At 68.2% G+C, this 12,131-nt stretch carries 10 protein-coding genes; 5 read left to right on the top strand and 5 right to left on the bottom strand.

Features of this window, described 5'->3' with window-relative positions; all coding sequences use genetic code 11:
* Positions 1–84 precede the first annotated feature (84 nt).
* Positions 85–825, top strand: coding sequence for a DUF2182 domain-containing protein (locus BLT60_RS06005; protein WP_210185549.1), 741 nt, complete (start codon positions 85–87; stop codon positions 823–825).
* A 123-nt stretch (positions 826–948) separates the two neighbouring features.
* On the top strand, positions 949–2,394 hold the full coding sequence (locus BLT60_RS06000) for an NAD-dependent succinate-semialdehyde dehydrogenase (RefSeq protein ID WP_090875761.1): 1,446 nt from the start codon (positions 949–951) through the stop codon (positions 2,392–2,394).
* Between the two features lie 498 nt (positions 2,395–2,892).
* On the opposite strand, the gene BLT60_RS05995 is transcribed toward BLT60_RS06000, so the two are convergent.
* From BLT60_RS05995 to BLT60_RS05975, 5 genes are all read right to left on the bottom strand, one after another.
* Positions 2,893–3,336: a thiol-disulfide oxidoreductase DCC family protein gene (locus BLT60_RS05995; protein WP_090875468.1), complete on the bottom strand. Its 444-nt coding sequence runs from the start codon at positions 3,334–3,336 to the stop codon at positions 2,893–2,895.
* Positions 3,333–4,661: an SDR family oxidoreductase gene (locus BLT60_RS05990; protein WP_090875466.1), complete on the bottom strand. Its 1,329-nt coding sequence runs from the start codon at positions 4,659–4,661 to the stop codon at positions 3,333–3,335. The genes BLT60_RS05995 and BLT60_RS05990 overlap by 4 nt, the downstream gene beginning before the upstream one ends.
* 3 nt (positions 4,662–4,664) lie before the next feature.
* Positions 4,665–5,135, bottom strand: a complete 471-nt coding sequence (locus BLT60_RS05985; RefSeq protein WP_175478307.1) for a DUF2269 family protein — start codon at positions 5,133–5,135, stop codon at positions 4,665–4,667.
* A 62-nt stretch (positions 5,136–5,197) separates the two neighbouring features.
* A complete protein-coding gene (locus tag BLT60_RS05980; protein ID WP_090875464.1) occupies positions 5,198–6,745 on the bottom strand; it encodes a bifunctional aminoglycoside phosphotransferase/ATP-binding protein in 1,548 nt (515 codons plus the stop codon).
* On the bottom strand, positions 6,742–7,695 hold the full coding sequence (locus tag BLT60_RS05975; protein WP_090875760.1) for a 1-phosphofructokinase family hexose kinase: 954 nt from the start codon (positions 7,693–7,695) through the stop codon (positions 6,742–6,744). Before BLT60_RS05975 ends, BLT60_RS05980 begins: the two co-directional genes overlap by 4 nt.
* Positions 7,696–7,954: 259 nt before the next feature.
* Here BLT60_RS05975 and BLT60_RS05970 point away from each other — a divergent pair, with 259 nt between their 5' ends.
* From BLT60_RS05970 to glmS, 3 genes are all read left to right on the top strand, one after another.
* On the top strand, positions 7,955–8,692 hold the full coding sequence (locus BLT60_RS05970; protein ID WP_090875462.1) for a cytochrome c biogenesis CcdA family protein: 738 nt from the start codon (positions 7,955–7,957) through the stop codon (positions 8,690–8,692).
* A 93-nt stretch (positions 8,693–8,785) separates the two neighbouring features.
* Positions 8,786–10,132: a bifunctional UDP-N-acetylglucosamine diphosphorylase/glucosamine-1-phosphate N-acetyltransferase GlmU gene (gene glmU, locus BLT60_RS05965; protein ID WP_090875460.1), complete on the top strand. Its 1,347-nt coding sequence runs from the start codon at positions 8,786–8,788 to the stop codon at positions 10,130–10,132.
* A gap of 118 nt (positions 10,133–10,250) precedes the next feature.
* Positions 10,251–12,077, top strand: a complete 1,827-nt coding sequence (gene glmS, locus BLT60_RS05960) for a glutamine--fructose-6-phosphate transaminase (isomerizing) (RefSeq protein ID WP_090875458.1) — start codon at positions 10,251–10,253, stop codon at positions 12,075–12,077.
* Positions 12,078–12,131 lie beyond the last annotated feature (54 nt).

Below are 12,131 nucleotides of genomic sequence, written 5' to 3'. Positions count from 1 at the left end.
TGGACCTTGAAACGGGGAAGCGGGGGCCGCGCATCCGCGGCCTCCGGGCGAGGCTCGGACCGGACCGTTGTTGGCCTGGCGGCGATGCTGTTCGTCGTCAGCGCAGCCGTCATCATCGTCTGGTGCGGTTCGATGGCGGCGATGGGCGGCATGCCGATGCCGGGCGGCTGGACGATGTCGATGGCGTGGATGCGGATGCCCGGGCAGTCCTGGGCCTTCGCTGCGACGATGTTCCTCGCCATGTGGGTGGTGATGATGGCGGCGATGATGCTGCCGTCGCTGGCGCCGATGCTGTTGCGGTTCCGGCGAGCGGTCGAAGGGAGGGGCACGCGCGGACTCAGGTCACTGACCGCGCTGGTCGGCGCCGGTTACTTCCTTGTCTGGTCCCTGGCCGGCCTCGCCGCCTATCCGATCGGCGTCGGGCTGGCCGCGGCCGCGATGCGGGTTCCGGCGCTGTCCCAGGCGTTTCCGGTGGTCGCGGGGGTGGTCGTGCTGATTGCCGGGGCGTTGCAGTTCACGGCGTGGAAGGCGCGCCACCTGGCCTGTTGCCGGATGGGCCCGGGCGACGGCTTTCCCTCGCCGGCCAACGCCGGCGGCGCCTTTCGACACGGGATGTGGCTCGGCCTGCACTGCGTGACCTGTTGCGGCGGGCTGATGGTGATCCTGCTGGTCGTCGGGGTCATGAACCTGTGGGCGATGGCGGTGGTGGCGTCGGCAATTACCTTCGAACGTTTCGCGCCGGACGGTGAACGCGCGGCCCATGCCGTCGGCATCGTTACATGCCTTGCCGGCCTGCTGATGATCGGGCTGGCAATCGCCGGGTGACGGTGTCGCGGTCGAGAAAGTCGCGAACCGCAGGTGCTGCGGATGCGTTAGTATCTCAGCGCCGGCCGGCAACGGTCCGGCGACGATTCGAGAATTCCGACCGAGCACCCCCGGAGCATGACGATGAGCCAGAACCTGCCCTTCCAGCGCGAAGCGAATTTCATCGGCGGCGAATGGGTTGGAGCCGACAGCGGCAAGACGTTCGACGTCACCAACCCGGCGACCGGGAAGACGATCGGCGTCGTTCCCGACTCGGGTGTCGACGAGACGCGGCGGGCGATCGCGGAGGCCGAGGCCGCCTTCGGCGACTGGGGCCGGAAAACGGCGGCGGTTCGCGCCTGTATCCTGCGCAAGCTCGCGGAGGCGATCGAGGCAAACCAGGAGGACCTCGCCCGGCTGCTGACTACCGAGCAGGGCAAGGCGATCACCGAGGCCCGGGGCGAGGTCGGGGCGAGCGCCGCGTATGTGCGCTGGTTCTCCGAGGAGGCGCGGCGAGTCTATGGCGACGTGATCCCGTCGCCGTGGCCGGAGCGCCGGATCATGGTGATCCGGCAGCCGGTGGGCGTCGTCGCGGCGATCACGCCGTGGAATTTTCCGACGCTGATGCTGTCGCGCAAGATCGGCGCGGCGCTGGCGGCGGGATGCACCGTGGTCGCCAAGCCGGCGAGCCAGACGCCGTATTCGGCGATTGCCTGGGGCATTTTGGCGGAAGAGGCCGGCGTTCCGCCGGGCGTCCTCAACATCGTCACCGGGGCGGCCAGGGCGATTGGCGGCGAGATGACCGCCAACCCCGCGGTTCGCAAGATCACCTTCACCGGCTCGACCGCCGTCGGCAAGAAGCTGACGGCCGATGCCGCCGCGACGATGAAGCGGGTGTCGATGGAACTCGGCGGCAACGCGCCGTTCCTGGTTTTCGACGACGCCGACCTCGATGCGGCGGTCGACGGCGCGATGCAGTCGAAATACCGCAATGCCGGCCAGACCTGCGTCTGCGCCAATCGCTTCCTGGTGCAGTCCGGCGTCTACGACGCCTTCGTCGAGAAGCTTGCCGCGGCGACCCGGCAGTTGAAGGTTGGCAACGGCCTCGAAGATGGTGTCGCACTAGGGCCGCTGATTGACGACGCGGCCGTCAAGAAGGTCCAGGAGCATGTCGACGATGCGCTGTCCAAGGGCGGCCGGCTGGTCGCCGGCGGCGGGCGGCATGAACTGGGCGGCACCTTCTACACGCCAACCGTGATCGCCGACGTCACGTCGCAGATGGCGGTGGCGCGCGAGGAGACGTTCGGTCCGCTGGCGCCGGTCTTCAAGTTCGAGGAGGAAGCGGAGGCGATCCGGATGGCCAACAACACCGAGTTTGGCCTCGCGGCTTACGCCTATACCCGCGACCTCGGGCGGACGATGCGGGTCATGGAGGGGCTCCAGTACGGCCAGGTCGGCATCAATGCCGGCGTCATCACCACCGAGGTCGCCCCCTTTGGCGGGGTGAAAGATTCCGGCATGGGCCGCGAGGGCTCGAAATACGGCCTCGATGACTATCTGGACATCAAGTACGCCTGCCTCGGGATCTAGCTGCTTTCGACCGTTATGTCGGTCTTATCGCTCGGGCGGCGCGGTACCGTGGCTGTTTCTGCGCGCCCGATATGGCCCGATGAACGGGGTCATGTGTGCGGTCGCAGGCGCGGGAAGGAAAGTCCGTGGGGACCATTCCTCGATTGATATCAAGTCGCTCCGGCAGAGGGCCGGGGAAATTGGCGGTTGACAAGCGCGGTTGCAGGTCTAACGTGTGTAGCGCGAGGCTGCCCTGAGCGTCGCCAGACGCGCTAGCCGTCGCGGTGTTCGGGGCGCCAGCTACAAGACGAGCCAACGGGGTGATGCCACTGTCGTTTTTTTGAGACCTTGGCGAGCTCTTAAGGCCTCGCAACAGTAGTCGCAGGGGGGCGCCAGCTTCCGGACGCGGGTCCGACGAGCTGGCGCCTTTTCATTGGGCGGCACGTTGCGACAATTTGATTAAGAGTTCCTGAAAATCCCCTTGAGAAGTGGATCACGGACCAGTGCGCCAACCGCGGCTCAATCCGGGTCCGAAGGCTGATCCCAGATCACCCGACCGGCCAGCCACGGCGCGCTGACATCGCATGAGTCGCGGCGGCCGAAGACGCGATAGCGGTTTCGTGCGATCAGCCCGTAGACGACGTCCCGAACCCGAAGCGGTACCAGCCGAAGCAACCGCACCCAGTGCCAGCGGGGGAGCGTCGAAAGCACCGCGAGGGCAGCGTTGGAGCGTAAATATGCCTGTCCGCCAAGGATGACGGCGTTGGTATCGGGATTGGCCGGATCAATGCCGAGTCGTTCCGCGAGGCGTCTGCCATAAGGCGACTCGATTGGCGTGAAGCGCAGCCTGTGCGCCGTGTCGCGGATGGCAACGAAGCGGACCCACCTGGCACAGAAGATGCAAACCCCGTCGTAGAGGATGACGCCGTCGTCCGGCCAGTCGATGGGCTCGCCGCCGCTCATCGGTCGTCCAGGATCGCCAGGGCGACCAGCATCAGGACGATCGCCGGGCCGGTCTTGACCAGAGCGCCGAGTGGCTCGATCCACAGGTCCGGCGTCAGCACGAGCGCGCCGGCCATGTAGCCGAGCGAGCCGACGATGCCGGCGATCAGGCCCCAGGCGCAAGTGCGCCGGAAGGCGATCGCCACGCCGATCGCGATATCGACAAGGCTGCTGATGACCGTGATGGCGTTGGCGACCGGCGTCGAAAAGCCGTGGTCTACAAGGATGGCGCGGGCGGCGCCGAAGGCCACGGTCAGGGCAATCAGGCCGGACAGGCACCAGAAGAGGACCAGCGACGCGACGATCAGCGCCTTGGCCAGGTAAAGCCGGGCGAACCATCGGTCCTGGACAGTGGTGGGCAGGGCATCGAGCGTTGCGGCGAGGGGTGTCGGCTCGATGCCCGTGGCGGCGATCCACGGTTCGGGATCGCCGGCGACGCCGCGGCGCATTTCGGTCAGCGCGGTGCTGCGGATCGGCGGCGACCAGCCGAGACGGGCGGCGAGGTCGCCAAGCCGCGCGCCAAGGCCCATCAGCCACGAGGCCGACGGCAAGCGGAGCTTCGGGCCGCCGAAACGGTCGCGGAAGTCGTTGACGACGTCCCCAACGGTCGTCTTTCGGCGGTCCACCACCTCCCAGGTCGCAGACCAGTCGCGAGCGCCGTCACGCCAGGAGCGGCCGACGAATGCGATGGTGTCGGCGATATCGCAGATATCCGTCGTCGCGAAGGGACTGCCCGCCTCACGCGTCGGCAGGTCGATGGGGAGCGCAGCCAGAGCGCGGATCATGGCGCTGCCGCCATAGGCGGCGGGCGCGACGACGAGGCCGGGGCGGAGGATGACATGCGGGAGGAGAGACGCCCGGATCGTCCGCTCGGCATCCCGCTTGGTCCGGGCGAAGTCGGTGTGGTCGTCTTCGTCACGGCCGGGAATCGAAAGCTGGACGAGGAGCGAGGGTGCCGGGCTTGCCCCAAGAGCGGCGACCAGCCTCGCAACGAAGGCGCTGTGGACCTCGTCGGGGCGGCCATGCGCTCCCTCCTGCAGGACGCCGGCGCAGTTGACGACGATGTCGGCGCTGGTTTCTGCCAGCAGTCTCTCAAGGTCGACTGCCTCGAGCGAGACGAAGGACGAGACGACCAGGGCGTCGCCGAAGACGGCTCGCTGGGCGGCGGTGAAGCGCCGGGCGATCGGGACGATTGGAAACCCGTCGCGGCGAAGACTTGTGGCCACGGCCTGGCCGATCAGGCCGGAGGCGCCAAGGATCGCGACGGTCGGGAGGGGCTTGTTCATCGCTCACCACAAGGTCGGTTTGGCGACCATCAGCCAGACGATCGCGAGGACGGCCCCGAAACCCGGGAAGCCGAAGGCGAACCAGAGCCGGAAAAGGCGGTGATAGCGCGGCGGCAGCGGGGCTCCGTCGGCGGCGGCCTGACGCGCCAGATCGCGCATCCGGGCCTGCATCCAGACCACCGGCAGCCAGAAGACGCCAGCGAGCAGGTAAAGGGCATAGGAGGCGACCAGCCAGGGTAGATCGAGCGGGATGCCGGCTTCGCGGGCGAGCAGGAAGCCGGTGACCGGCTGGGCGACGATGGCCGTGGCGGTGAAGACGATGTCGGCGATGACGACGACGGCAGCGGTGCGGGCGACGAAGGCGGCGTCGCCGCTGCGGTGGGCCATCAGCATGAAGAAGGCGATGCCGGACCCGGTGCCGAGGATCACGGTGGCGCCGATGATGTGGACATATTTCAGGAGGAGGTAAGCCACGGGCGTCCGGCGCTGTTCAATCGGCAGGCATCCTTGCATCTCCCTGAAAGCGCGAAAAGGCGCTACCCGGTCGCGGTCGGCGCGGCAATGCAGCGGAGGGCGGCAGCGGCCGTCTCGTCGAAGCCCCGGCTGGCATCGAGCGGCGTCCAGTCGATCTCGCCCGAAAGCTGGTCGGCCTGTAGGAGGACGACGGCCGGCGTGGCGTCCGAGGCGTCGCCGGTGCGGTGCTCGATGCGGTCGACCAGGATATCGACCGGCGCGAACAGCCACAGCCCGGCGAAGGCGACGCCGTGCCTGGCCGCGACGTCGGCGATCAGCGCGCGCTCTTCCGGCGTGTTGTGCACCGCGTCGACAATGACGCTCTGGCCGGCGGCAAGCGCCTTGCCGGCTTGTTCGCGCAAGGCGGCGAAGACCCGGACCGTCACGTCGATCTCATAGGCCGAGGCCGGGAGCCGCTCCAGTTCGTCGACGCCCATCAGCCGCTTGCGTTCGATGTCGCTGCGCAGGTGCACCGCGCCGACCGGCCGGCCGATCCGGTGGGCGATATGGCGGGAGAGGGTGGTCTTGCCCGTGCCGGAATGGCCGCCGACCGCGATCAGGCGCGGCGCGACGGGCTCGAGGAAGGCGCGGGCGTGGTCGAAGTAGCGGCGGGCGTCGTCGCGGGCCTGGCGGTCGTGATCCACGGTAGCGAAGCGCAGCGCCTCGATCTTGGCCCGGACGGCGGCGCGCAGGGCGAGGAAGAGCGGCAGCGCCGCCAGCCCGGCGAGGTCGTCGTCTAGGGAAGGGGATGTCCAGAGGCAGCGGTTGAGGACGGTGTTCGCCTCGGCCTGCAGGTCGCGTTCCCAAAGGTCCATCAGCAGGAAGGCGAGGTCGTAGAGGATATCGACGGTGGCGATCGATTCATCGAACTCGATGGCATCGAACAGCACCGGCTTGTCGTCGATCAGGGCGATGTTGCGCAGGTGCAGATCGCCATGGCAGCGCCGGACATAGCCGCGCGCGCCGCGATCGAGCAGCAGGGGACGCAGGGCGGCGAAGGCGTCGTGGATGGCGGCGGCGAAGGCGCGCGCCGCCTCCGGCTCGAAGACCTCCGGATGATCGACGAGTGACTGCGCGGTTTCATCGACGACGCCAGCCAGCGCCTCGGTGGCGGCTGCGCCGTCTCGGGGTTCGGCGCGGGCCATGCCGTCGGTGACGGCGGCGGCGAGGGCCTTGAGAAGCGCCGGCGTGAGTTCGCCGCGCTCGGCGACATGGTCGAGGGTCATCGTCTCGTCGAACCGGGCGAGGTGGACCGCCCATTCGACCGGGGTGCCGTCGCCACCGAGGCTGAGGCCGCCGTCGGGCGCGCGCGTCACCGGGACGACGCCGCGATAGAGCGACGGGGCATAGGGCCGGTTGACGGCGATCTCGGCCTCGCAGACGGCGCGGCGCTTCTCCAGCGTCGACAGGTCCATGAAGGGGAAGCGGACGGCGCGCTTGACCTTGTAGACGTCCGGACCGGCAAGGAAGACCGCGGCGGCGTTGGTGTCGATGCGCCTGACCGGTTCGCTCAGCCCATGCGTCGGCGGCTCCGCGAGGAAAGCGAAGACGGCGTCCTGGTCGTCATTCATCGCGCCGCCGGGGTGGGGTCGGGCATGGTGGCGCGGATCTGCTCGTAAAGCCTGACGACGTCCTCGCGCTGGCAGAGCAACGTGCCGGCGGTCAGCACGGCGGCGGTCCCGGCGGCGGCGCCGAACATCGCTGCCTCGGCGACGGACTTGCCGTCCGCCAGCGCCAGCGTCATGCCGGCGACGAAGCTGTCGCCGGCGCCGACCGCCGACTTGACCTCGACCTTCAGGGGCGGGACGTGGACGATGCCGTCGCGCGATGCGATCACCGCACCGTCGGCGCCCATGGTCACCGCGACGATCTCGGCCTTGCCGTCGGCGACGAGAGACGCCGCGGCCTCGCCACAGGAACTGGCGTCGAGGTGGCTGCCGAACGCGCCCTTCATCTCGTTGAGGCTCGGCTTGACCAGATGGACCGGCGTCCGGCCGAGGGTTTCGGTCAGGCCGGGACCGTGGCTGTCGAGGACAAAGCGCGCGCCCTTCGATTCCGCGATCGCGCCGAAGCGGGCGAGGATGTCCGGCGGCGAGCCGGCGGGGATGCTGCCGCTGGCCACCAGCCATGAGAAACCGGCGACCCGCACTGCCTCGAGCGCGCGCTCGATCTCCTCGTCGGTCAGCGGCGCGCCGCTCGGGACGAAGCGGTATTCGAGCCGGGTGCTGCGCTCGTAGACCATGTGGGCCATGCGGGTGTTGCCGGCGACCGGGATGATGTGGGTATGCAGGCCGATGCGGCCGAGCAGGTCCTTCAACAGGTCGCCGGTGACGCCGCCGGCAATGCAATAGGCTTCGACGTTGCCGCCGAGTTCGGTCAGGACGCGGGCAACGTTGACGCCGCCGCCGCCGGGCTCGAAGGATTCGTTAGTAGTGCGGGTCTTGTGGGTCGGGCGCACGACATCGGCCTCGGCCGAGACGTCGATCGTCGGATTGAGTGCAAGGGTCAGGATCTGCGGCACGATTTCCTCCTGCGACCGGTCGAAAGCGGCCCCGGGTCGAGCAAAGCCGCAGATGTCCGTCGCGTCCAGTTCCCGTGACGGGGCGGGCAGCGGCACGAGGTCGCGCCCGCGCCATCTTCAGGGCCAAAACCCATGCGAGGCGCCGCCCGGGCTGGTGCCGCGATGAAGGACGCCTCCTGAAAAAGTGACTGTGGCGCGACCAGCCTCGACACTATAACCGGTTCACACGTCCAGCGCGGGCGGATATCGGACGGACGGAATGGCAATCGACATCACCCATGGCGGCGCGTTTGTGGCGGGACTGCTGTCCTTCGTCTCGCCGTGCGTGCTGCCGTTGGTGCCTCCCTACCTGTGCTACCTCGCCGGGGTCAGTCTCGACCAGTTGACCGGCAACGCCCCGACAACGGTCGGCCGGCGAACAGTGTTCCTTTCGTCGATCGCCTTCGTCCTCGGTTTCTCGACGATCTTCGTCATCCTCGGCGCGGCCGCGACGGCGATCGGCCAGTTGCTGCGCCAGTATCTCGATATCCTGACCATCATCGGCGGCGGCATCATCATCGTGATGGGGCTGCATTTCCTCGGTGTGTTCAAGATCGGCTTCCTGCACCGCCAGGCGCGGGTCGAGGTGCGGAGCCACCAGGCCGGGCCGCTCGGTTCCTATGTCATGGGGCTCGCCTTCGGTTTCGGCTGGACGCCGTGCATCGGGCCGGTCCTGTCGGTGATCCTCGGCCTTGCCGGGACCGAGGATACGGTGAGCAGCGGCGCGATCCTGCTGGCGACCTATTCGGCCGGCCTCGGGCTGCCGTTCATCGCCGCGGGGCTCTTCGCCGGGCCGTTCATGCGCTTCATGAAGCGGTTCCGGGGCCATGTCGGCAAGGTCGAGAAGACGATGGGGGCGCTGCTGGTGGTGACCGGGGTGCTGTTCGTCACCGGCCAGATCACGACGATCGCCTTCTGGCTGCTCGACCTTTTCCCCGGACTGGCGCAGATCGGCTAGCGGCCCAGCCGCCGAATCACCTGATTTTCGGGCATGATGCCGGCGCGCGCCGGATCCAGGCGTGTGCGTCTCCACGATGATCGAGCTGTCACCATGCCGAAACGATCCTGCCTAGCCATCGTCCTTGCTGCCGGGGAAGGGACGCGGATGCGCTCCGCCACACCCAAGGTCATGCATGCCGTTGGCGGCCGGCCCATGCTTGGCCACGTGCTCGACGCGGCGCGATCGGCCGGGGCGACCCGGATGGCCGTGGTCGTCGGGCCGGGGGCCGAGGCGACGCGGCGTTTCGTCGAGGGCACCGGCTATCCGGCGGCGATCCATGAACAGACCGAGCGGCTCGGCACCGCCCATGCGGTGCTTGCGGCGCGGAAAGAGTTCGCCGGCCAGGACGATATCCTCGTCCTCTACGGCGACACCCCGCGGATCACGCCGAAGACGCTGAAGCGGATGCGCCGGGCGCTGGCCGGCAAGGCGGATGTGGTGGTGCTCGGATTCCGACCCGCCGATCCCGCCCGCTACGGTCGCCTGATCGTCGACGGCAAGCGGCTCACGGCGATCCGCGAGTTCAACGATGCGACGACAGAGGAGCGGGCGATCGGCCTCTGCAACGCCGGGGTGATGGGTTTCTCCGGCAAGGCGGCGTCGCTGCTCAGGAAGATCGGCAACGCCAACGCCAAGGGCGAATACTACCTGACCGACCTCGTCGAACTCGCCAATGCCGCCGGCAAGGCGGTGGTGGCGCTGGAGGCCGATGCGGACGAAGTGCTGGGTGTCGACAACCGGGCGCAACTCGCTGTCGCCGAACGGCTTTTCCAGGACGAAGCGCGGCAGGCGGCGCTGGAAGGCGGCGCGACGCTGATCGATCCCCAGTCCATCTACTTCAGCCATGACACGAAGATCGGCCGCGATGTTGTTGTCGAGCCACAGGTTTTCTTCGGTCCGGGCGTGACGATCGCCGACGGCGCGACGATCCGGGCCTTTTCGCATGTCGAGGGCGCCAGCATCGCCAGCGGGGCAATCGTCGGGCCCTATGCGCGGCTGCGGCCCGGTGCCGAAATCGGGCCGAAGGCGCGGGTCGGCAACTTCGTCGAGGTCAAGAACGCGGTCGTCGACGCCGGCGCCAAGCTCAACCACCTGTCCTATATCGGCGATGCCCATGTCGGCGCGGCGGCCAACATCGGCGCCGGTACCATCACCTGCAACTATGACGGCTTTGCCAAGCACCACACCGAGATCGGCGCCGGGGCCTTCGTCGGTTCGAACAGCGCGCTGGTCGCGCCAGTGACGATCGGCGAGGGCGCCTATGTCGGCTCGGGCAGCGTCATCACCCGCGACGTGGCCGAGGACGCCCTGGCCGTGGCGCGCGGTCGCCAGTTCGACCGGCCCGGCTGGGCGGCGGAATTCCGCAAGCGCAAGGCGGCGGAGAAGACAGGCAAATGAGGTGGTCCGTTAACCATCCCGGCGCACGTTAAGGCTGGAAACAGGATGTGATTTCCCGTCGACGCGCGGCCCGCTATGAGTTGGTCCGGGTTGGCGAGGCGTCCGGAGCGTTAACGCGATGTGCGGCATTGTTGGAATTCTGGGCTCGGGGCCGGCGGCGCCGCTGCTGGTCGATGCGCTGAAGCGCCTCGAATATCGCGGCTACGATTCGGCTGGCGTGGCGACGCTCGAAGGCGGCCACCTGACCCGGCGACGGGCCGAAGGCAAACTCAGGAACCTTGAGGAGCGGCTTGCCGCGCAGCCGCTGTCCGGGCGCTCCGGCATCGGCCATACGCGCTGGGCGACCCATGGCGCGCCGACCGAGCGCAACGCCCATCCCCATGCCACCGACCGGGTGGCGCTGGTCCATAACGGCATCATCGAGAATTTTCGCGAGCTGCGCACCGAACTGGAGCAGGGCGGCACCGTCTTCTCGACCGACACCGACACCGAGGTGATCGCGCAGCTTGTCAGCCGCAATCTCGAAGCGGGGATGGCCCCCGCCGACGCGGTCAAGGCCACCCTCGACCGGCTGGAAGGCGCCTTCGCACTGGCGATCCTCTTCGACGGCGAGGACGACCTGATGATCGGCGCCCGGCGGGGCAGCCCGCTGGCGATCGGCTTCAGCGACGGCGAGATCTATTTCGGCTCCGACGCGATCGCGCTGGCGCCCTTCACCGATCGGGTGAGCTACCTGCAGGACGGCGACTGGGCGATCCTGACCCGGGCCGGCGCGACGATCTACGACGCCGACGGCGCGGTGGTGGAGCGGCCGGTGACGCGGGCGCTGGTGACCAGCCTGATGGTCGACAAAGGCAACCACCGCCATTTCATGGCGAAGGAGATCTACGAGCAGCCCGAGGTCGTCGGGCACACGCTCGGCCACTATCTCGACTTTGCCGGCGGACGCTGCGCGCCGGACGCGATCGGCGGCATCGACTTCGCCTCGCTCGACCGGTTGTCGATCACCGCCTGCGGCACCGCCTATTATGCCGGGCTGGTGGCGAAATACTGGTTCGAACGCTTCGCGCGCCTGCCGGTCGACATCGATATCGCCTCGGAGTTCCGCTATCGCGAGCAGCCGCTGACCCCGAACGGCCTGTCGATCGTCGTGTCGCAATCGGGCGAGACCGCCGACACGCTGGCCTCGCTCCGCTACGCCAAGGCGGAAGGCCAGAAGGTCGCGGCGATCGTCAACGTCCAGGAATCGACGATCGCGCGGGAGTCCGATTTTGTCCTGCCGACGCTGGCCGGCCCCGAGATCGGCGTCGCCTCGACCAAGGCCTTTTCCTGCCAGCTTTCGGTACTGGCGTCGCTGGCGGTGGCGGCGGGCAAGGCGCGGGGACACCTGACCGATGTCGACGAGGAGCGACTGGTCCGGGCGCTCAGCGAAATCCCGCGGCTGATGAGCCAGGCGCTGCGGCTGGAAACGCAGATGGAGGCGCTGGCGCGCGATCTCGCCAAGGTCCAGCACATCCTCTATCTCGGCCGCGGCACCAGCTATCCGCTCGCCCTTGAAGGCGCGCTGAAGCTGAAGGAAATCTCCTATATCCACGCCGAAGGCTACGCTGCCGGCGAGTTGAAGCACGGGCCGATCGCGCTGATCGACGAGAATATGCCGGTGGTGGTGATCGCGCCCTATGACCGGATCTTCGACAAGACGGTGTCGAACATGCAGGAAGTCGCGGCGCGAGGCGGGCGGATCATCCTGCTGACCGACCCGAAGGGCCGCGATGCGGCGGCGATCGACGCGGTCGAGACGGTGATCCTCCCCGAGATGCCGTCGACCATCACGCCGCTGGTCTACACCATCCCGATCCAGCTTCTGGCCTACCATACTGCTGTTTTCATGGGCACCGACGTCGACCAGCCGCGCAACCTGGCCAAGTCGGTGACCGTAGAATAGGCGCGACGCCGATCGGGCCTTCTCATTTCCATCGCAATGGATAGATAATGTGGC

The sequence above is a fragment of the Bauldia litoralis genome (assembly GCF_900104485.1).
Classification (GTDB): domain Bacteria; phylum Pseudomonadota; class Alphaproteobacteria; order Rhizobiales; family Kaistiaceae; genus Bauldia; species Bauldia litoralis.
This window is presented reverse-complemented; position numbering and strand designations above follow the sequence as displayed.